Below are 19,769 nucleotides of genomic sequence, written 5' to 3' on the forward strand. Positions count from 1 at the left end.
GTGTCCCCTTCCCCTCCGGGCCGCGAGGGGCGTCGCACCCGGAGGGGGAGGGGACGTGCGGTACCGGCCGACGGACAGCGGAGGGTGTCCGTCAGATCCCGTCGCCTCTCGCCCGGCGATGCAGGAGCCAGGTACCGCCCGCGGCGGCGACGGCGAGAGCCGCCACACCGGCCGCGGTCTGCACGGGGTCGTGGCCCAGAGCGCCGCCGACCCCCGTCTTCACACTTCCGCGGGGCTGCACCTGCTGCCCCTGTGCCGCCGTCAGGGTGACGACCAGGTCGCCCTTGATCTCCCGGCCGCCCTCGGCGCACTCCGCGACGATCTCGTACGTCCCCGGCTGCGCGCTCTCCGGCACCCGGAAGCGCCCGATCGCGTCGTCCCGCTCGCTCGGCGCCAGGGTGAAGGGACCCGCGCCGACCGCGCTGGCGTCGCCCGCGGCGGAGGTTTTCCCGCCGCACGCCGTGGTGTTCACGGTGACCTGCCCGCCCGGCACCACCGAGGTGGGGGACACCTCCAGGCCGCTCGCGGCCGAGCCGAGGGGACGCGTGGCCACGGGAGCGGTGTCCGCGCCGTACGCGGGCGCGGCGAGGCCGCTCACGGCGGCGACGGCGAGCGCGGCCCCGGTCACGGCCCCGGCCGGCAGACGTGCGGTACGTCGCATCGGTGCTCCTTAGAGCTGCTCAGCGGTCGGGACACGGCCGCGGCACCCGCATGTGCCGCCGTCGTCGCGTCCCTGCCCTTCCGAGGTAAGTGGCACAGCCGCCCACGCGCTTCCTGAGGGACCGTCAGAAATACGGTGAACGGGTGCCGCCGCGCCCGGGGAGGGCGACGGAAGATGCGACGTTTCCGCAGGTCACGGCCCATGTCCCTGACGGTGTGTCGGAAATTTCCCGAAGGGCGCCCGGTGCGGGGGTGAACGGGTGACCGGGGGTGCGGACCGGGCGCCGGGCCGCCGCTTGACCTCAACCTTGGTTGAGCTACCAGGCTGTGCCGCATGGACACCACCACCGCGCCCGGCGCGCCCCTGAAGGTCACCCTCGTCCTCGGCAGCAACCGGCACGGCCGCTTCGGACCCGTGGTCGCCGACTGGCTCCTCACCCATCTGCGCGCCCGCACCGGCCTCGCCGTCGAGGTCGTGGACGTGGCCGACACCGCCGCGCTCCCGACCAGCCTCGACCCCGGCCCCGAGGCGCGGGCCGCGCTCGCGGAGATCACCCCGAAACTCGCGGGCGCGGACGCGTTCGTCGTGCTGACCCCCGAGTACAACCACTCCGTCCCGGCCGGCCTCAAGAACCTCATCGACTGGCACTTCACCGAATGGCAGGCCAAGCCGGTCGCCCTCGCCTCCTACGGCGGCCTCGCCGGCGGCCTGCGCGCCGTCGAGCACCTGCGGCAGATCTTCGCCGAGCTCCACGCGGTCACCGTCCGCGACACCGTCTCCTTCCACAACGCCGGCGCCTCCTTCGACGACACCGGCCACCCCAAGGACCCGACCGCCCCCGACGCCGCCGCCAAGACCATGCTCGACCAGCTGACCTGGTGGGGCCACGCCCTGCGCGAGGCGAGGGAGCGGCGGCCGTACGGGAGCTAGGGCGCGGGGGGGAACTCCCGGGCGTACGACGACGGCCGCCCGGACGTGTGGTCCGGGCGGCCGTTGTGGGCGGTGGGGGCGGGTGTCAGTTCACGCTCACCGCGCTCCAGGCCGCCGCCACCGCGTTGTACTCGGCGCTGCCGGAGCCGTAGAGGTCCTTGGCGGCGTTGAGGGTGGCGGTGCGGGCGGCCGCGTAGTTGGTGGAGGAGGTCATGTAGACCGTGAGGGCGCGGTACCAGATCTTGCCGAGCTTGTCGTGGCCGATGCCGGTGACCGTGGAGCTGTTGCAGGTGGGGGAGTTGTAGGAGACGCCGTTGACGGTCTTGGCGCCGCTGCCCTCGGCGAGCAGGTAGGCGAAGTGGTTGGCGACGCCCGAGGAGTAGTGGACGTCGAGGTTGCCCACCGAACTGCTCCAGCAGTCGGCCGAGTTGCCGTCCCTGGAGGGCTTGTCCATGTAGCGCAGGGCGGTGCCGCCGAAGCCGGAGCGGACGATCTCCTCGCCGATCAGGTAGTCGCCGGGGTCGGCGGGGTTGGCCGCGTACCACTCGACCAGGGTGCCGAGGATGTCGGAGGTGGCCTCGTTGAGCCCGCCGGACTCGCCCGAGTACGTCAGCGCCGCCGTCTTGGACGTCACGCCGTGCGACATCTCGTGCCCGGCGACGTCGAGGGCGACCAGCGGACCGAAGGTCGTCCCGTCACCGTCGCCGTACGTCATGCAGAAGCAACTGTCGTCCCAGAAGGCGTTGTTGTAGTTGGTGCCGTAGTGGACGCGGTTGTACGAGCCCTTGCCGTCGCCCGCTATGCCGGTGCGGCCGTGGACGTTCTTGTAGTAGTCCCAGGTCTCGTTCGTGCCGTACTGGGCGTCCACCGCCGCCGAGGCCCGGTCCGCCGTCGTGCCCGTGCCCCAGTGGTTGTCGGCGTCCGTGAACAGGGTCGCGGGGGCCCGCTGGAAGCAGATGCCGAAGATGCACAGGTCGGTCTTGTTCTCCGCGTCACCGGTGTACGTGTTGCCCCGCGTCGGGTCCTTGAGCTGGTACGACGAGCCGGACTGGGTCGTCTCCAGCGCGACCGTCCCGCTGTAGAGGGACTTGCCGTCGCCCGTCGCCGTCTCGATGCTGTCCCAGGCGTCGATCTGCGCCCCGGTGCGCGCGTCGGTCAGGACGGTGCGGGCGGCCGGGTTGCCGAGCGAGTCCAGACCGGCGGCGACCGTGCGCCAGGCCAGCCGGGGGCTGCCGTGCAGGGCGTCGACGACCAGGCTCGGCCGGGCCTTCACCTGCTGGAACCGGGTCCCGGCGTGCGCGCCGCGCAGGGCGCGCTCGGCCAGATCGGCGGCCTTCGGGGCGGCGAGCGCCGGGGTGGTGGTCGCCAGTGCGATCGTGCCGTGGGTGGCGCGGTCCGCGCCCCGGTACGCCCCGTCCGGGGCCAGGTGGACCACGAAGTCGCCGCCCAGCACGGGCAGTCGGTCGTAGGTGCGGTCGTAGCGGACGTGCTGCGTGCCGTCCTTGTCGACGATCACGTCCCGCACGGCGGTGTGCTCGGCGGAGGTGAGTCCCAGGGCACCGGCGTGGCCCGCGAGCGCCGAGGCGGCGTGGTGGACGGCGGTGGTCCGGTCGGGTCTGGGGTCCGCGTGCGCGGCGGGGGAGAGTACGGCGGCCAGCAGGGTGGCGGCGGTGGCGGCCCCTGCGGTGGCGGCCAGGCGGGAACCTCGGATGTGCCGTGTCCGACTGCTCATCGGTCTCCTTGAGCGCGGGCGCCCTCGGGGCGCGTGGGGGTGGCGCTGACGGTGACTGAGATTTAAGTGGGCATGACATGTCATGTCCATAGCGCCCGCACGGTCGGATGCACGGAAAGAGGGGCGGGTGGCGGAGGCGTGCCCCCGTCACCCGCCCACCCGCCGGGAGCGGTTCGGCTCAGCCCAGTAGTCGCAGCCCCTCGGGCACGGCGATGCCGAACTCCCCCTCGGCCACGCGCCGCGCCTCCGCCTCGTCCGTGAGCGTCCGCCCGGTCACCGTGCCGTCGGCGAGGGTCTCGGTGAACCGGGCGCCGTCCAGGCAGACATGGCGCCCGGGGGTGGTCCGCTGGAGGTAGGCGCGGCGGGTGAAGGGGGAGTGCGGATGGGTGGCGACGTACCAGTTGGCCACCTCGAAGTCGGTCGCGGTGAACCGCTCCTGCGTGAAGGCGTACTGAGCGGTCCAGTCCGCCGCCCCGGGGTCGTACGCCTGTAGCGCCCACAGCTCCAGCGGGCCGCCGTGCGGCAGCCGTACGAGCCGGTGGCGCCGCCCGGCCCCCGCGGACTCGGGCCCCACGGCCAGCGGCACCGGCTCCAGCAGCGCGCCGGTCGCCCCGAAGCCCACGTCCGCCAGATACGGCCGCGCCTCGCCCGGCACGACCACCCGCAGCATCATGTGCGTACGCGGCCGGCTCTCCGGGTCGTCCGCGCCCAGCACCACGCGCCCCGCCAGCCCGGACACCTCGAAACCGAGCGCCCGGAGGGCCAGCGCGAGCAGCGTGTTCTGCTCGTAGCAGTAGCCCCCGCGCCGACCGCGCACCATCTTGGCCACCAGATCGGCGGGCGCCAGCGAGGGCGCCCGGCCCGCCAGCGCGTCCAGATTCTCGAACGGGACCGACAGGGCGTGCGCCAGGTGCACCTCGCGCAGCGTCGCGAGCCCGGCGCGCCGCTCGCCCCGCAGGCCGATGCGCGCGAGATACGCGCCGAGGTCGAACGGCTCGCCCGCGGCGGCCGTCGCGGCGGCGCCGGTCTCGCCGGTCTCGCTCGTCCTGTCGGTCCGGCCGGGCTCGCTGGGTCCGGAGGTGTCGCTGGTCTCGGAGGTGTCGCTGGTCTCGGCGTGGGACATGCCCCGAACCTACGCCGACGCGCCCCGCCGACGCCCGGACCCCCGGTCCCGACCGGTCTACTCCGGTGGACCTAGGCCGACACCGGCGTCCCGGCCGGGGGAAGGGCGCTCAGTGCGCGTCGGCCAGCGCCCGCGCCACCCCGGGCTCCTTCGGCCCCAGGAAGGCCGGGTCCGGCCGGAAGACCGCGTCCAGCGCCGCCTTCCCGGCCGCGAACACCTCCCGCGCGCCGCCGTAGTACCAGGTGGCGTCGTGCACGGCGTCCACCCCGACGCCGTAGGAGTCGATGCCCGCCGCCTCGCACAGCGCCACCGCCCGCCGGATGTGGAAGCCCTGGCTGACCAGCACCGCCCGGTCCACACCGAAGATCTTCTTCGCCCGCACACAGGAGTCCCAGGTGTCGAAACCCGCGTAATCCGTGACGATCCGGTCGGCCGGTACGCCGTGCCCGGTCAGGTACGCGCGCATGGCGTCCGGTTCGTCGTAGTCCTCCCGGCTGTTGTCGCCGGTCACCAGGACGACCTTGATCCTGCCGTCCCGGTAGAGCCGCGCCGCCGCGTCCAGGCGGTGCGCCAGGTACGGCGACGGCTCGCCGTGCCACAGGCCCGCGCCGAACACCACGGCGACGTCGGTGCGCGGCGCGTCTGCCGTGGTGCGCAGCCGGTCCCCGGTCGTGACGTACAGCCAGGTCGCCGGGGACAGCGCCAGCACGCACACCGCCACCACGGCCCGCACCAGCCGCCGCTGCCCGGCCCGCGTGCGCGGCAGCCGCGGCCGCGTCCATCCCGGTCGCCGTGTCCGGCGCATCGCCCGGCCCCCTCTCGTACGGCCGTACACGCGCGCGTGCGGTACGGGCCCCGATCAGCAAGGACGAGCCAGACCCCGCCCCGGTTCACCCACGCGCCCACCACCCACGCGCCCACCACCCGCGCGACAACCCTCCCGCACCCCGCCCGCCCCCGCCCGGCGGGGCCGCCCCGACACACCCGACACGGCCCCGCCCCGGCCCGCAGTCCGTCCACGGGGCCGCCTCCGAGTCCGCCGCCCGCCGAGCCGGTCCCGCCCACGCACACCGGCACGCGCGCGTGGCCGCCCGCCCGCGCCCGCCCTCCGACGCGGTGCCGCGTCGGGGGAGCGCGGTCGTGGCGACCGCCGCGGGCTCCCGCGCCCCCGAGCGCGCGGCCGACCCCGCCACACCGCCCGGCTGCCAGCCGACCGCCTCGGCGTGCCCGCGCCCCGCCACCCTGCCGACGAGTACGCCGCCCACGCCCCCGGCCCCGCCGCCCCGCACCCGACACCCGGCCCGGTCCGGCCCGCCCAGCCCCGTGACCCCTCCGCGTCCGCGGTCGGCCCCCGCGGGGTTCCCGCCGAGCCGCCCCGCCGGGAGCGGGCCGCGGCCGTCCGCCTGTCAGTGCGTGCCCGTACTGTCGAGGCATGGAAGGGATCGCATCCGAGACGGCGGCGCCGTACGAGAACCAGCTTCCGCCCGAGGGCTACGACCCGGCGGCCATCGACCGCTGGGCCGGTGAGCCGGACAAGCGGCCGGGGCGTACGGCGTTCCAGCGCGACCGCGCGCGGGTGCTGCACTCCGCGGCCCTCAGACGGCTGGCCGGCAAGACCCAGGTGGTCACGCCGGACAAGGCACCGCAGGGCGTCGGCGCGTGGGACGCCAGCCCCCGCACCCGGCTCACCCACTCGCTGGAGTGCGCGCAGGTGGGCCGCGAGCTGGGTGCCGCCCTGGGCTGCGACCCGGACCTGGTGGAGGCCGCCTGCCTCTCGCACGACCTGGGCCACCCGCCCTTCGGGCACAACGGCGAACAGGCGCTGAACGAGTTCGCGCACGACTGCGGCGGCTTCGAGGGCAACGCCCAGTCGCTACGCCTGCTCACCCGGATCGAGCCCAAGCGGTTCGTCACCGGCCCCGGAGCGGACGAACCGGTCAGCGTCGGGCTGAACCTCACCCGGGCCGCCCTGGACGCCGCCACCAAGTACCCCTGGCCGCGCGGCGCCCACCCCACCGACCCCGCCTCGCCCAAGTTCGGGGTCTACGAGGACGACCGGCCGGTCTTCGACTGGGTGCGCCACGGCGCCCCCGGTACCCGCACCTGCTTCGAGGCCCAGGTCATGGACTGGTCCGACGACGTGGCGTACTCGGTGCACGACGTGGAGGACGGCCTGCACGCCGGTCACCTCGACCCCGGCTGCCTGCGCTCCGCGCCCGAGCGGCAGGCCGTCTTCGCGGTCGCCGTCGGCCGCTACGTCCCGGCGGGCACCGAGCACGAGGAGCTGGCCGAGGCCCTGGACCGCCTCCTCGACCAGGAGTGGTGGCCGCACGGCTACGACGGCTCCGCCATGGCCCAGGCCCGCCTGAAGGACGCCACCAGCCAGCTCATCGGCCGCTTCTGCCTGGCCGCCGAGGGCGCCACCCGGCAGGCGTACGGCGGCGGCCGGCTGACCCGGTACGGCGCGGAGCTGGTCGTCCCCAGGAGCACCCGAATGGAGTGCGCCGTCCTCAAGGCCGTCGCCGACCGCTTCGTCATGCAGCGCGACGAGCAGGAGCGGCTCCGCGCCGACCAGCGGATCGTCGTCGCCGAGCTGGCCGCCGCGCTCACCGAGCGCGCCCCCGAGGGCCTGGACCCGCAGTTCCGCGCCCTGTTCACGCGGGCCGCCGACGACCGCGCCCGCAAGCGCGTGATCGTCGACCAGATCGCCTCCCTCACCGATGTCTCGGCCCGCTCGCTCCACGCACGGCTGACGGGGGCGGGGACGGGGCAGGGATGACGTCATGGAACTGACAGCGCGCTTACGGACCGCCGTGATACCGCTGTTACGCATGGGGCCAGGGTGACCCCAGTGCCGGGGCCCGGCGCCCCGAGGTGACCCTGCGTGGCCTGATCGGGCCACTCCCTCTTCCCGCATCACGCTCCGCGCGGGACGCTCGCACGTGGCGGCACCCGCAGTTTCTCCGGGGGACACCCCCCGGCCCCCCGGCAGGAGGCAACAAGTGGTCGACGCGGATCAGACATTCGTCATCGTCGGAGGAGGTCTGGCCGGTGCGAAGGCGGCCGAGACGCTGCGCGCGGAGGGCTTCAGCGGCCGGGTGATCCTCATCTGCGACGAGCGCGACCACCCCTACGAGCGCCCGCCGCTGTCCAAGGGCTATCTGCTCGGCAAGGAGGACCGCGACAGCGTCTTCGTGCAGGAACCGGCCTGGTACGCGCGCCATGACATCGAGCTGCACCTCGGCCAGACCGTCGTCGCCGTCGACCGCGCCGCCAAGACCGTCCACTACGGCGACGACGGCACCCACGTCCGCTACGACAAGCTGCTGCTGGCCACCGGCGCCGAGCCGCGCCGCCTGGACATCCCCGGCACCGACCTGGCCGGTGTCCACCACCTGCGCCGCCTGGCCCACGCCGAGCGCCTGAAGAACGTCCTCACCCACCTCGGCCGGGACAACGGCCACCTGGTGATCGCGGGCGCCGGCTGGATCGGCCTGGAGGTCGCCGCCGCGGCCCGCACCTACGGCGCGGAGGTCACCGTCGTCGAGCCCTCCGCCACCCCGCTGCACGGCGTGCTCGGCCCCGAGCTGGGCCAGCTCTTCGCCGAGCTGCACCGCGAGCACGGCGTCCGCTTCCACTTCGGCGCCCGGCTGACCGAGATCGTCGGCCAGGACGGCATGGTGCTGGCCGCCCGCACCGACGACGGCGAGGAGCACCCCTGCCACGACGTGCTCGCCGCGATCGGCGCCGCCCCGCGCGTCTCGCTCGCCGAGGCGGCCGGCCTGGAGCTGGCCGACCGGGCGCACGGCGGCGGTGTGATCGTCGACGAGCGGCTGCGCACCGCCGACCCGGACATCTTCGCCGCCGGTGACGTGGCCGCCTTCCCGCACGCCCTGTTCGGGACCCGGCTGCGGGTGGAGCACTGGGCCAACGCGCTCAACGGCGGCCCGGCCGCGGCCCGCGCGATGCTCGGCCGGGACGTCGTCCACGACCGGGTGCCGTACTTCTTCTCCGACCAGTACGACCTCGGCATGGAGTACAGCGGCTGGGCGCCGCCCGGCTCGTACGACCAGGTGGTGATCCGCGGCGACGCCGGGAAGCGCGAGTTCATCGCGTTCTGGGTGAAGGAGGGCCGCGTCCTCGCGGGGATGAACGTCAACGTGTGGGACGTCACGGACCCGATCCAGGCCCTGATCCGCGCGAGGACCCCGGTGGACACCGACGCGCTGGCCGACCCGCACGTCCCGCTGGACACCCTCGTCCCGTAGGACCTGTCCGGACAGGAGTGTCACCGCGTCCCCGTAGAATTCACCCGTGGCCGGACGGATCAACGACGAGGACGTGAAGGCGGTACGGGACGCGGTCCCGATCGACGCCGTGGTGTCCGAGTACCTCCAGCTGCGCAGCGCGGGCGGCGGCAACCTCAAGGGCCTGTGCCCCTTCCACGACGAGAAGTCGCCGTCCTTCCAGGTCAGCCCGAGCAAGGGACTCTTCCACTGCTTCGGCTGCCAGGAGGGCGGCGACACCATCACGTTCGTGATGAAGGTCGACCACCTCACCTTCTCCGAGGCGGTCGAGCGCCTCGCCGCCCAGGCCGGCATCACCCTGCGCTACGAGGAGGGCGGGTACAACCCCTCCCACCAGCGCGGCGAGCGCATCCGCCTGATCGAGGCGCACAAACTGGCCGCCGACTGGTACGCGCAACAGCTCGCGGGCAGCGCCGAGGCCGAGACCGGCCGGGTCTTCCTCGCCGAGCGCGGCTTCGACCAGAGCGCCGCCGTCCACTTCGGCGTCGGCTACAGCCCGCAGGGCTGGGACCACCTGGTCCGCTTCCTGCGCGGCAAGGGCTTCACCGACAAGGAACTGCTCCTGTCCGGCCTCGCCCAGGAGGGCCGCCGCGGCCCCATCGACCGCTTCCGCGGCCGGCTGATGTGGCCGATCCGGGACATCGGCGGCGAGGTCGTCGGCTTCGGCGCCCGCAAGCTCTACGAATCGGACAACGGCCCCAAGTACCTCAACACCCCGGACACCCCGGTCTACAAGAAGTCCCAGGTCCTGTACGGCATCGACCTGGCCAAGAAGGAGATCGCCAAGGCGTCCCGCGCGGTCGTCGTCGAGGGCTACACCGACGTCATGGCCTGCCACCTGGCCGGGGTCACCACCGCCATCGCCACCTGCGGCACGGCCTTCGGCGGCGACCACATCAAGATCCTGCGCCGACTGCTCATGGACAACGGCTCGGCCCGGGTGATCTTCACCTTCGACGGCGACGCGGCCGGCCAGAAGGCCGCGCTGCGCGCCTTCGAGGACGACCAGAAGTTCGCCGCCGAGACCTACATCGCCGTCGCCCCCGACGGCATGGACCCCTGCGAGCTGCGCCTGGCCGAGGGCGACGACGCGGTCACCGACCTGGTGGAGCCGCGCACCCCGCTCTTCGAGTTCGCGCTGCGCCAGATCGTCGCCCGCTACGACCTGGACACCCCGGCGGGCCGCGCCGCCGCCCTGGACGAGGCCGCGCCGGTCGTCGCCCGGATCAAGAACAGCGGCGCCCAGCACGAGGTCGCCGTCCAGCTCGCCGGGCTGCTCGGCATCCTGGACACCCAGTTCGTGGTCAAGCGGGTCGCCCAGCTCGCCCGCTGGGCCCGCGAGCGCGGCGGCCGCGGCGGCGGCCCCGAGCGTCGGCAGGGCCCCCCGCAGCAGCAGTACGCCGCCCCCGCGCAGCCCGCCGCGCCCAGCGGCCCCGCCCTGAACCTGCGCAACCCGGTGCACGCCACCGAGCGCGAGCTGCTGAAACTGGCGCTGCAACGCCCCGAGCTGGTCTCCCCGGCCTTCGACGCGTACGGCACGGACGAGTTCACCGCCCCGCCCTACGCGGCCGTGCGCCAGGCGGTCCTGGACGCGGGCGGCGCCGAGTACGGCACGTCCGACCCGCAGGAGTACCTGGTCCGCGTCCGCGAGGCCGCCCCCGACGACACGGTCCGCGCCATGGTCACCGAGCTGGCCGTGGAGGCGATCATGCGCCGCGTGGTCGACGAGATGTACGCGGGCGAGGTCCTGGTCCGCGTCCGCCGCCGCGCCGTCGAACGCCGCATCCGCGACCTCAACAGCACCGTGGCCCGCCTCGGCACCGGCGGTGACCCCGCCGGTCTCGCCGCCGCGCAGAACGAGCTGTGGGTCCTCCAGCAGTACGACCAGGCCCTGGCCGTCAAGGGCGCGGCCGCTCTCTAGGCTTCGCCGGGGTCCGAGCGGGCCGGAATATCCGCCTCGTGACGGACCGGACGCAAAAAGTCACCGCACGCCCCTCGTGGCGGCGATGTGTCGTACTCCACACTGGGGTCCGGTGCCTGATCCCCGGAGCGCGGCCGGTCCGTCCCCCCACGGGTCTCTCCTCCCGCGGCCGTGCTCATCGCGTACAGGACGGACAGCGGCGAGGCCGTCGACCCCGTCCCCCGAGTACCGCTGCCGCACAGGTCAGCAGCGATCATCCTGGAGGTCGCCCGCGTGCAGACCCAGACCCTCATCACCCCTGCCGACAGCGCCACCGATCTCGTCCTGGCGGCGGCCGTGCCCCCGCAGGACCGGGTCGCGCACCACCCGGACGCGACGGAGCCCGGCGAACCGGAGGAGCCGCCCGCCGCCGAGCCGGAGCCCGGCGCGTCCGAGGCCGCCGGGCCCGCCGAAGCCGGTGAGCCCGCCGAGGAGTCCGAGCCCGCCGCCGTCCCGGCCCGCGCCGACAGCGGCGGGCCCACCGCGGACCTGTTCCGGCAGTACCTGCGGGAGATCGGCCGCATCCCGCTGCTCAGCGCGGCCGAGGAGGTGGACCTCGCCCGCCGCGTCGAAGCCGGTCTCTTCGCCGAGGAGAAGCTCAGCGGCGCCCACGACCTCGACAGCGCGCTCGCGGGCGACCTGGACCGGCTGGTCGTCATGGGTCGCCTCGCCAAGCGCCGCCTCATCGAGGCCAACCTGCGGCTGGTGGTGTCGGTCGCCAAGCGCTACGTCGGCCGCGGGCTGACCATGCTCGACCTGGTCCAGGAGGGCAACCTCGGGCTGATCCGGGCGGTGGAGAAGTTCGACTACGCCCGCGGCTACAAGTTCTCCACGTACGCGACCTGGTGGATCCGCCAGGCGATGAGCCGGGCACTGGCCGACCAGGCCCGCACCATCCGCGTACCGGTGCACGTCGTCGAACTGATCAACCGGGTGGTGCGGGTGCAGCGCCGGATGCTCCAGGAGCGCGGCTACGAGCCCACCGCGGCCGAGGTCGCCGCCCACCTCGAACTGCCGCCCGAGCGGGTCAGCGAGGTGCTGCGGCTGGCGCAGGAGCCGGTCTCGCTGCACGCCCCCGTCGGCGAGGAGGACGACGTGGCCCTCGGCGACCTCATCGAGGACGGCGACGCCGCCTCGCCCGTGGAGTCGGCCGCGTTCCTGCTGCTGCGCCAGCACCTGGACGCGGTGCTCTCCACGCTGGGGGAGCGCGAACGCAAGGTCGTCCAGCTCCGCTACGGCCTGGTGGACGGGCGCCCGCGCACCCTGGAGGAGATAGGGCGCCTGTTCGGCGTGACCCGGGAGCGGATCCGCCAGATAGAGTCCAAGACCCTCAACAAGCTGCGCGACCACACCTTCGCCGACCAGCTGCGCGGCTACCTGGACTGAACGGGGGCCGCCCCGCAGGGCGACCCCTCCCGCGTACCGGCCGGAGCGGCCCTCGCTCAGTCGACCTCCGCGACCGCCTGCGCGAACTGCGCCTTGTACAGGCGGGCGTAGGCGCCGTCGGCGGCCAGCAGCTCGTCGTGCGCGCCCTGTTCGACGATGGAGCCGTTCTCCATCACCAGGATGGTGTCCGCGTCCCGGATGGTGGAGAGCCGGTGCGCGATGACGAACGACGTCCTGCCGTGCTGGAGTTTGGCCATCGCCTTCTGGATCAGCACCTCGGTACGGGTGTCGACCGAGCTGGTCGCCTCGTCCAGCACGAGGATCACCGGGTCGGACAGGAACGCCCGCGCGATGGTGATGAGCTGCTTCTCACCGGCGCTGACCCCGCTGCCCTCGTCGTCGATCACGGTGTCGTAGCCGTCGGGCAGGGTCCGTACGAACCGGTCCGCGTGCGCGGCCCGCGCCGCCTCCTCGATCTCGCCGCGCGTCACGTCGCGGGGGGCGCCGTAGGCGATGTTCTCCGCGATGGTGCCGCCGAACAGCCAGGTGTCCTGGAGCACCATGCCGATGGCGGAGCGCAGTTCGTCGCGCGACATCCGGGCGATGTCCACCCCGTCCAGGGTGATCCGGCCGCCGGTGACGTCGTAGAACCGCATCAGCAGGTTGACCAGGGTGGTCTTGCCCGCGCCGGTCGGGCCGACGATCGCGACCGTGTGGCCCGGCTCGACCGTCAGGGACAGGTCCTCGATCAGCGGCTTGTCCGGCGCGTAGCGGAAGGACACGTGCTCCAGCGCGACCCGCCCGCGCAGCTCCTCCGGCCGCACGCCCGGCACCGGGTCGGCCTCCTGCTCCTCGGCGTCCAGCAGTTCGAAGACCCGCTCGGCCGAGGCGACGCCCGACTGCACCAGGTTCGCCATCGACGCGACCTGGGTCAGCGGCATCGAGAACTGCCGCGAGTACTGGATGAACGCCTGCACATCACCGATGGACAGCGTGCCCGAGGCGACCCGCAGTCCGCCGACGACCGCGACCAGCACATAGTTCAGGTTGGACACGAACATCATCAGCGGCTGCATGACGCCGCTGTTGAACTGCGCCTTGAACCCGGCCTCGTACAGCGCCTCGTTCTGCTCGGCGAACTGCCGCGCCGACTCCTCCTGGCGGCCGAACACCTTCACCAGGGCGTGCCCGGTGTACATCTCCTCGATGTGCGCGTTCAGCTGGCCGGTGGAGCGCCACTGCTGCACGAAGTGCGGCTGGGAGCGCTTGCCCACGCGGGTGGCCACGACGAACGACAGCGGCACGGTCACCAGCGCGACCAGCGCCAGCAGCCAGGAGACCCAGAACATCACGATGAGCACGCCGACGATGGTCAGCAGCGAGTTGATGAGCTGGCCCATCGACTGGTTCAGGGTCTGCCCGATGTTGTCGATGTCGTTGGTGGCGCGGGAGAGCACCTCGCCGCGCTGGCGCTTGTCGAAGTAGGACAGCGGCAGCCGCGACAGCTTGGTCTGCACGTCCTCGCGCATCCGGAACATGGTCCGGTTGACCGACCGGTTCACCAGCCGGGTCGCCACCGCCATCAGCAGCCCGGCCACCAGGAACGTGCCCAGCGCGAACAGCAGCACCTCGCCGACGGCACCGAAGTCGATGCCCTGTCCGGGCGTGAAGTCCGTGCTCCGGAGCATGTCGGCGACCGAGCCCTGGCCGTGCGCGCGCAGCGAGGCCAGGGTCTCGTCCTTGGACATCCCGGCCGGGAACTGCCGGCCGATGATGCCCGCGAAGACCAGGTCGGTGGCCTTGCCGAGGATCTTCGGCCCGATCACGCTGAGGGTGACGCTCACCACCACGCACGCCAGCAGGAGGCAGATCGTGGCCCGTTCGGGCCGGAACTGGGCGATGAGCCGCTTGCCCGACCTCTTGAAGTCCATCGAGCGGCTGTCCGGGGAGCCCCCGGCCATCATCCGTCCCATCGGCCCCGCCATCAGGCAGCCTCCGCTTCCGTCAGCTGGGAGAGCACGATCTCCCGGTACGTCTCGTTGCCCGCCATCAGCTCGTGGTGGCGGCCGGTGCCGACGACCCGTCCCTCGTCCAGGACGATGATCCGGTCGGCGTCCCGGATGGTCGCCACCCGCTGGGCGACGATGACGACGGTCGCCTCGGCCGTCTCCCGGGTGAGCGCGGCGCGCAGGGCCGCGTCGGTGGCGTAGTCGAGGGCGGAGAAGGAGTCGTCGAAGAGGTAGATCTCCGGGCGCTGCACCAGGGTGCGGGCGATGGCCAGGCGCTGGCGCTGGCCGCCGGACACATTGGTGCCGCCCTGCGAGATCGGCGCGTCCAGACCGCCCTCCAGCCTGCTGACGAACTCCTTGGCCTGCGCCACCTCCAGCGCCTGCCACAGCTCCTCGTCGGTGGCGTCCGGATTGCCGTAGCGAAGGTTGGTGGCGACCGTGCCCGCGAACAGGTACGGCTTCTGCGGCACCATGCCGACGGTCCGCGCCAGCAGCTTGGCGTCCAGGGTGCGCACATCGGCGCCGTCGACCAGGACCTCGCCGTCGGTCGCGTCGAACAGCCGCGCCACCAGACCCAGCAGGGTGGACTTGCCGCTGCCGGTCGAGCCGATCACGGCGGTCACCTCGCCGGGCCGGGCGGTCAGGTCGACGGCCTTCAGCACCGGCTCCTCGGCGCCCGGGTAGCGGAAGCCCGCCCCGCGCAGCTCCAGATGGCCGTGGCTGCGCAGCTCGCGCACGGGTGCCAGGGGCGCGACGACGCTGGACTCGGTGTCCATGACCTCCTGGATGCGCTCGGCGCAGACCTCCGCGCGCGGCACCATCATGAACATGAAGGTGGCCATCATCACGGACATCACGATCTGCATCAGATAGGCGAGGAACGCGGTGAGGTCGCCGATCATCATGCTGCCGCTGTCGATGCGGTGTGCGCCGAACCACACCACCGCGATGGACGACAGATTGACCACCGTCATCACGATCGGGAACATCAGCGAGAGCATCCGGCCGGTGGCCAGGGACATCTCGGTCAGCTCGCCGTTGGCCGCGCGGAAGCGGTCGTTCTCGTAGCCGTCGCGGACGAAGGCGCGGATGACGCGGTTGCCGCTGATCTGCTCGCGCAGCACCCGGTTCACCGTGTCCAGGCGGGTCTGCATGGACCGGAACAGCGGGCGCAGCCGGCGCACGATCAGCGTCACGGAGATGCCCAGCACCGGTACGACGGCGACCAGGACGCCCGACAGCGGCACGTCCAGGCCGAGGGCCAGCACGACACCGCCCACGCACATGATGGGCGCCGACACCATCAGGGTGAACGTCATCAGGGCCAGCATCTGTACCTGCTGGACGTCATTGGTCGTACGCGTGATGAGCGAGGGCGCGCCGAACTGGCCGACCTCGCGCGCCGAGAAGGACTGCACCCGGTCGAAGACGGCGGCCCGCACGTCCCGGCCGAGCGAGGAGGCGGTCTTGGCGCCGTAGTACACGGCACCGATGTTGCATCCCACCTGCACCAGCGAGATGGCGATCATCACGGCGCCGAACGTCAGGATGTAATCCGTGTCACCTTTCACCACGCCCTTGTCGATGATGTGGGCGTTCAGCGTGGGCAGGTAGAGGGTGGCGCAGGTCTGGAGGAACTGAAGCAGCACCAGAAGAGCGATGGGTTTCCTGTAGGGCCTGAGATAGGTCCGCAGAAGTCGTATGAGCACGCTGGGTCTCTCGGAGTCGGCGGTGGGGGCGGTCGATGTCCCCTGGCACCTATCGTCGGACACTCCGCCCGTGTTACCTCAACTGATTAACCCGATCGAAGCGCGGACCGGCCGGGCACCCCGCCCGGCCCGCGCTTCGACTCCGGTGTCCGGTACGCGGCGAACGGCGCACTACGCGCTGAACGCACCCGGATGGGTCTGTTCGCGTACCGCCGTGTACTGCTGGCGCACCGCCTGGCCCACCGCCAGGTCCTCGCCCGGCTCCAGCACCTGGGCCGCCGCGCCCTGCCAGGCCGGCGGGCTGTGCGGGTCGAGGGTGCCCCGCGAGACGCCGAGCGCCCACGCGGCCTGCCGGGCGGCGCCGATCGCCGCGTAGTCGGCGGGCTGCGGCACGACGACCTGCGCGCCGAACAGCGCGGGCGCCGCGGCCTGTACCGCGGGCAGTTCGGCGGCCGGTCCGAGCAGGAAGACGCGCCGCACCTCCACGCCCCGGCCGCGCAGCACGTCCAGCGCGTCCACGAGCCCGCACAGCATGCCCTCGAAGGCGGCCCGCGCCAGATGCTCCGGCTTCATCGACTCCCGCCGCAGACCCGACAGCGTCCCGGCGGTGTGCGGCAGCGCGGGGGTCCGCTCGCCCTCCAGATAGGGCAGCAGCACCAGTCCGTGCGAGCCCGGCGTCGATGTCATCGCCAGCTCGGACAGGGCCTCCAGATCCGGCAGGCCCAGCAGCTCCGCGGTGCCGCGCAGCGTCCGTACGGCGTTCAGCGTGGTCACCACCGGCAGATGCATGCCGGTGGCGTCGGCGAGCGAGGTGATCATCCCGCTCTGGTCCACCAGCGCCTCGGGATGCACGGCCATCACCGACCCGGAGGCGCCCAGCGACACCACCGCGTCCCCCAGTCCGATGCCCAGACCGAAGGCGGCGGCCATGGTCTCCCCGGTACCCGCCGAGATCAGCAGCCCCTCCGGAGTCGTACCGGCCGCCTCGGCGGGGCCGATCACCTCGGGCAGCACCGCCTGGTGGCCGAGCGCCAGCTCGACCAGGTCGGGCCGGTAGGCGCCGGTGGCCGCCGACCAGTAGCCGGTGCCGGAGGCGCCGCCGCGGTCGGTGGTCCGCCGCGCCGGGCGGCCCAGCAACTGCCACACCAGCCAGTCGTGCGCCTGCATCAGCACGGCCGTGCGGACGGCCGCCTCCGGCTCGTTCTTCGCGAGCCAGCGCAGCTTGGTGACCGGCTGGGCGGCCTGCGGCACGGAGCCGACCGCCCGCGCCCACGCCTCCCGGCCGCCGAAGGAGTCGACCAGGTCCGCGGCGGCGGCCTGGGCCCGCCGGTCGCCGCCGACCAGCGCCGGGCGCACGGTGGCACCCTGGCCGTCCAGTGGCACCAGCGCGTTCTGCTGGGCGGAGACGCCGATGGCCTGCACGCCCTCCAGCAGTCCGCCGCCCGCGGCCTCCCCGAGCGAGAGCAGCCAGGCCTGCGGATCCACGTCCGCCGGACGGCCACCCCCCTCGGGGCTCTCCACCGGATGCGGTGCGTAGCCCTGCCGGAGCACGGCCCCCGTGTCCGTGTCACAGACCACGATGCGAGTGAAATCAGGTGAGCTGTCCAACCCGGCGACTATCCCCATGCGGAAAATTCTGCCGCATCCCGGCACCGGGGTGGGGCGGGGGCCGGGTGGTTCCCCCGGTTCAGGTGTTGCTGGTGCCCCAGTCGTCCGCGCCGTTGCCGCCGGCCCGCTCGCGCAGGGAGCGGACCCGCTGCGCGACCGAGTCCGGGACATGGTCGCCGACCCGGTCGCTCACCGCGTGGTACGCCTTGCCCGCGAACTGCCGCCCCTGCTGGGCCGCTGTCTCCGCGGTGTTGCGCACGGCGGGGTTCTGCGCGACCTGACGGGCGGACTTGCGGAGCTGCTCGTAGCGCTCACGTCCCGCCTTGGTGCCCAGTACGTAACCCAGTGCCAGCCCTGCGATGAACACGAGCCGGTAGCGCATGGTGGCCACCCTTCCTTGCCTCGACGTCGGAGCCCGGGGGAACCGATTGGCGGAGCACCCCCCTGCTTGCGCTAATGTATGTGTCGCAGCGAGCGCGCGCTCACCGGGGACTACCCCGGAAGACGCGTTCGATGCGACGAGGCATTCCTCCGTAGCTCAATTGGCAGAGCAGCCGGCTGTTAACCGGCAGGTTACTGGTTCGAGTCCAGTCGGGGGAGCTCGGTCCTCCGTAGCTCAATTGGCAGAGCAGCCGGCTGTTAACCGGCAGGTTACTGGTTCGAGTCCAGTCGGGGGAGCATGCTGAACGAGGACCCTCCGGGGTCCTTTTTCATGTCCGGCCCCACCCCGGGTACCTGTCGGACCCATGTTCGGGGGAACCGCCGTGACCTCGCAGGAGTCCTCAAGGTCAGGAAGACCGCGGTGAGCCGCCCATGGCGAAGCAGGAGATCGTATGAGCGGCTATGCTGCGGCAGACGGCGCGCACACGTGTACGCGACGCGCCGGACGGGGCGGTAGCTCAGCCGGTTAGAGCAGCGGACTCATAATCCGTCGGCCGTGGGTTCGAGTCCCACCCGCCCCACCTCGCAGTGCAGGCGCAGAATCGATCTGACCTGTCCGTACGCGGTCGCGGTGGTCGCCACGCCGAAGCGGCGGCCACCGCTCACCCACTTGGACCGCTCGTCCCCTTACGGCCTCCCGGCTCAGCGGCGTCGGCCGTCGTCGGCGGCGTCGGAGGTCTCCGGGAGGTCGTCGCGGTCGCCCTCCGCCTGGGAGGGGGTCGGGTAGGGGGTGTCCGGCGGTTCGGCGGTGCGCCGGGTGTCGTCGTCGTCCCGTTCGCCCTCGGCCTGGGACGGGGTGTGCTCTCTCATCGTGCTGCTCCTGCGGACATGCGGGCCCGGTCGGGCTGATCCGGCTGGTCAGGCTGGTCAGGCTGGTCACTCGCCGGGCCGAGTACCCCCTGAGCGGGGAACCCCACGGAAGCCCGAGTGTCCGTTCGTGCCCTTCGCGCGCCCTGCGAGGGCGCTCACGCCGCTCACGCCGCCCTCTGCGTCGTCACGGGCGCCGGGGGGCTTCGGGGTCCTCCCCGGCCGTCGTACGGGCGGCCGCCTCGCTCAGGGCGTGGCACAGGGCGTCCGGCGGGGGCGGGCCGTCGGGGCGGGCGCTCGCGACGACCCGGGCGGCGACCGAGCGGAGCTTGGTGTTCGTCCGCTGCGATGCCTCCCGGAGGATGTCCCACGCCTGCTGCGGGGTGCAGGCGTGCGCGGCCATCAGGATGCCGCGCGCCTGGTCGATCACCGGGCGGGAGGCGATGGCCTGCCGCAGTTGCGCCACCTCCTGCTGCAACTGGCCGAGCCGCTCCGCCCGTTCCGCGGCCACCGCGGAGGCCGCCCGCGCCGCCGGGACCGGGGGCCGGCCGTCCGCCGGGCGCAGCGGGTCCTCGGTGTCCAGGCCGGCCAGCTCCAGGATGCGCCGCGGCTGTCCCGTCCAGCCGGTGGCCGTCACCGGGAGCAGGTGGCGGCGGCCGTACTCGTCGAGCGCGTCCAGCAGTTCCAGTCCCGCCGTGTCCATGAAGGTCACCCGGGCCATGTCCAGGTCGATGCGGGTCGTCCCCGGCGTCAGCCCGGCCAGGGCCTTCGCCAGCGCCTGTGCGCAGCCGTGCACCAGTTCGCCGCGCGGGCGCAGCAGGGCCCGGCCGTCCGGGAACGTGCGTAGGTCGATGGTCAGGGCGTCCACGAGTGTGGTCAGCCGTCGCGCGAGAGGTGGGAGAGGTGGTGGTGCCGCTGAGGTCATGTTCCCGCCCTGTTCCGTCCCCGGCAGTCCGCGCGCGTCCTCGCGACGACGCGTTCCCCGTCGCCACCGGGGCGCGGCCGTGCCGAGCGGCGTCCGCGGAGCTGTTCCCGCATGCGCGGGGCCGACTCTGTCACCGTCCCGGTCGTGAGCGGCACGCCCGAGCTATCGCAG

The 19,769-nt window shown here is 73.1% G+C and carries 15 protein-coding genes and 3 tRNA genes; 8 read left to right on the plus strand and 10 right to left on the minus strand.

Going from position 1 to position 19,769, the window contains the following annotated elements:
• Positions 1-91: 91 nt before the first annotated feature.
• Complete coding sequence (locus tag ACWDYF_RS04370; protein ID WP_018570693.1) at positions 92-661, minus strand: hypothetical protein; 570 nt, start codon at positions 659-661, stop codon at positions 92-94.
• 333 nt (positions 662-994) lie between these two features.
• Here ACWDYF_RS04370 and ACWDYF_RS04375 point away from each other — a divergent pair, with 333 nt between their 5' ends.
• Positions 995-1,591, plus strand: a complete 597-nt coding sequence (locus tag ACWDYF_RS04375) for an NADPH-dependent FMN reductase (RefSeq protein ID WP_381743335.1) — start codon at positions 995-997, stop codon at positions 1,589-1,591.
• 85 nt (positions 1,592-1,676) lie between these two features.
• Here the strand turns inward: ACWDYF_RS04375 and ACWDYF_RS04380 are convergent, their stop codons facing one another.
• The 3 genes from ACWDYF_RS04380 to ACWDYF_RS04390 all read right to left on the minus strand — a co-directional run bounded on the left by ACWDYF_RS04380 (position 1,677) and on the right by ACWDYF_RS04390 (position 5,251).
• Entirely contained in the window at positions 1,677-3,323 is a 1,647-nt protein-coding gene (locus ACWDYF_RS04380) for a M4 family metallopeptidase (RefSeq protein ID WP_389467158.1), read from the minus strand.
• Between the two features lie 178 nt (positions 3,324-3,501).
• Positions 3,502-4,446, minus strand: coding sequence for an arylamine N-acetyltransferase family protein (locus ACWDYF_RS04385; RefSeq protein WP_389467156.1), 945 nt, complete (start codon positions 4,444-4,446; stop codon positions 3,502-3,504).
• A 109-nt stretch (positions 4,447-4,555) separates the two neighbouring features.
• The gene (locus ACWDYF_RS04390) at positions 4,556-5,251 is read right to left on the minus strand and encodes a SanA/YdcF family protein (RefSeq protein WP_389467154.1); all 696 of its coding nucleotides are present in this window, start codon (positions 5,249-5,251) and stop codon (positions 4,556-4,558) included.
• A gap of 627 nt (positions 5,252-5,878) precedes the next feature.
• Between ACWDYF_RS04390 and ACWDYF_RS04395 the strand changes: the two genes are divergently transcribed.
• From ACWDYF_RS04395 to ACWDYF_RS04410, 4 genes are all read left to right on the plus strand, one after another.
• Positions 5,879-7,225 carry a deoxyguanosinetriphosphate triphosphohydrolase gene (locus ACWDYF_RS04395; RefSeq protein ID WP_381743343.1) on the plus strand — a complete coding sequence of 449 codons (1,347 nt, stop codon included), beginning with the start codon at positions 5,879-5,881 and terminating at the stop codon, positions 7,223-7,225.
• A gap of 223 nt (positions 7,226-7,448) precedes the next feature.
• Positions 7,449-8,714, plus strand: a complete 1,266-nt coding sequence (locus tag ACWDYF_RS04400) for an NAD(P)/FAD-dependent oxidoreductase (protein WP_381743344.1) — start codon at positions 7,449-7,451, stop codon at positions 8,712-8,714.
• A 46-nt stretch (positions 8,715-8,760) separates the two neighbouring features.
• Positions 8,761-10,674 carry a DNA primase gene (gene dnaG / locus ACWDYF_RS04405; protein WP_389467151.1) on the plus strand — a complete coding sequence of 638 codons (1,914 nt, stop codon included), beginning with the start codon at positions 8,761-8,763 and terminating at the stop codon, positions 10,672-10,674.
• A 171-nt stretch (positions 10,675-10,845) separates the two neighbouring features.
• Positions 10,846-12,099 (plus strand): RNA polymerase sigma factor, encoded by a 1,254-nt coding sequence (locus ACWDYF_RS04410; protein WP_389467148.1) that lies wholly within the window; start codon positions 10,846-10,848, stop codon positions 12,097-12,099.
• A gap of 56 nt (positions 12,100-12,155) precedes the next feature.
• Here ACWDYF_RS04410 and ACWDYF_RS04415 read toward each other — a convergent pair whose 3' ends face one another.
• The 4 genes from ACWDYF_RS04415 to ACWDYF_RS04430 all read right to left on the minus strand — a co-directional run bounded on the left by ACWDYF_RS04415 (position 12,156) and on the right by ACWDYF_RS04430 (position 17,807).
• On the minus strand, positions 12,156-14,084 hold the full coding sequence (locus tag ACWDYF_RS04415; RefSeq protein WP_389467145.1) for an ABC transporter ATP-binding protein: 1,929 nt from the start codon (positions 14,082-14,084) through the stop codon (positions 12,156-12,158).
• Positions 14,084-15,817 carry an ABC transporter ATP-binding protein gene (locus ACWDYF_RS04420; protein WP_381743348.1) on the minus strand — a complete coding sequence of 578 codons (1,734 nt, stop codon included), beginning with the start codon at positions 15,815-15,817 and terminating at the stop codon, positions 14,084-14,086. Before ACWDYF_RS04420 ends, ACWDYF_RS04415 begins: the two co-directional genes overlap by 1 nt.
• Positions 15,818-15,988: 171 nt before the next feature.
• Positions 15,989-17,443 carry a xylulokinase gene (locus ACWDYF_RS04425; protein WP_389467141.1) on the minus strand — a complete coding sequence of 485 codons (1,455 nt, stop codon included), beginning with the start codon at positions 17,441-17,443 and terminating at the stop codon, positions 15,989-15,991.
• Between the two features lie 61 nt (positions 17,444-17,504).
• Complete coding sequence (locus tag ACWDYF_RS04430; protein WP_018570679.1) at positions 17,505-17,807, minus strand: hypothetical protein; 303 nt, start codon at positions 17,805-17,807, stop codon at positions 17,505-17,507.
• Positions 17,808-17,952: 145 nt separating this feature from the next.
• On the opposite strand from ACWDYF_RS04430, the gene ACWDYF_RS04435 reads away from it, so the two are divergent.
• The 3 genes from ACWDYF_RS04435 to ACWDYF_RS04445 all read left to right on the plus strand — a co-directional run bounded on the left by ACWDYF_RS04435 (position 17,953) and on the right by ACWDYF_RS04445 (position 18,387).
• Positions 17,953-18,025: transfer RNA gene (locus ACWDYF_RS04435), tRNA-Asn, on the plus strand.
• A 5-nt stretch (positions 18,026-18,030) separates the two neighbouring features.
• Positions 18,031-18,103, plus strand: a tRNA-Asn gene (locus ACWDYF_RS04440).
• A gap of 210 nt (positions 18,104-18,313) precedes the next feature.
• Positions 18,314-18,387 (plus strand) — tRNA-Ile (locus ACWDYF_RS04445).
• 121 nt (positions 18,388-18,508) lie between these two features.
• On the opposite strand, the gene ACWDYF_RS04450 is transcribed toward ACWDYF_RS04445, so the two are convergent.
• The gene (locus ACWDYF_RS04450) at positions 18,509-18,676 is read right to left on the minus strand and encodes a hypothetical protein (protein WP_176148838.1); all 168 of its coding nucleotides are present in this window, start codon (positions 18,674-18,676) and stop codon (positions 18,509-18,511) included.
• Positions 18,677-18,860: 184 nt separating this feature from the next.
• Positions 18,861-19,598, minus strand: coding sequence for an ANTAR domain-containing response regulator (locus ACWDYF_RS04455; protein WP_389467137.1), 738 nt, complete (start codon positions 19,596-19,598; stop codon positions 18,861-18,863).
• Positions 19,599-19,769 lie beyond the last annotated feature (171 nt).

The sequence above is a fragment of the Streptomyces sp. NPDC003284 genome, from assembly GCF_053589675.1.

What these genes read in the sequence shown, in the direction of transcription:
- ACWDYF_RS04370 (WP_018570693.1), bottom strand. Translation starts at nt 661, where the DNA reads ATGCGACGTACCGCACGTCTGCCGGCCGGGGCCGTGACCGGGGCCGCG.
- ACWDYF_RS04450 (WP_176148838.1), bottom strand. Translation starts at nt 18,676, where the DNA reads ATGAGAGAGCACACCCCGTCCCAGGCCGAGGGCGAACGGGACGACGAC.
- ACWDYF_RS04430 (WP_018570679.1), bottom strand. Translation starts at nt 17,807, where the DNA reads ATGCGCTACCGGCTCGTGTTCATCGCAGGGCTGGCACTGGGTTACGTA.
- ACWDYF_RS04395 (WP_381743343.1), top strand. Translation starts at nt 5,879, where the DNA reads ATGGAAGGGATCGCATCCGAGACGGCGGCGCCGTACGAGAACCAGCTT.
- ACWDYF_RS04380 (WP_389467158.1), bottom strand. Translation starts at nt 3,323, where the DNA reads ATGAGCAGTCGGACACGGCACATCCGAGGTTCCCGCCTGGCCGCCACC.
- ACWDYF_RS04390 (WP_389467154.1), bottom strand. Translation starts at nt 5,251, where the DNA reads ATGCGCCGGACACGGCGACCGGGATGGACGCGGCCGCGGCTGCCGCGC.
- ACWDYF_RS04425 (WP_389467141.1), bottom strand. Translation starts at nt 17,443, where the DNA reads ATGGGGATAGTCGCCGGGTTGGACAGCTCACCTGATTTCACTCGCATC.
- ACWDYF_RS04385 (WP_389467156.1), bottom strand. Translation starts at nt 4,446, where the DNA reads ATGTCCCACGCCGAGACCAGCGACACCTCCGAGACCAGCGACACCTCC.
- ACWDYF_RS04455 (WP_389467137.1), bottom strand. Translation starts at nt 19,598, where the DNA reads ATGACCTCAGCGGCACCACCACCTCTCCCACCTCTCGCGCGACGGCTG.
- ACWDYF_RS04375 (WP_381743335.1), top strand. Translation starts at nt 995, where the DNA reads ATGGACACCACCACCGCGCCCGGCGCGCCCCTGAAGGTCACCCTCGTC.
- ACWDYF_RS04415 (WP_389467145.1), bottom strand. Translation starts at nt 14,084, where the DNA reads ATGGCGGGGCCGATGGGACGGATGATGGCCGGGGGCTCCCCGGACAGC.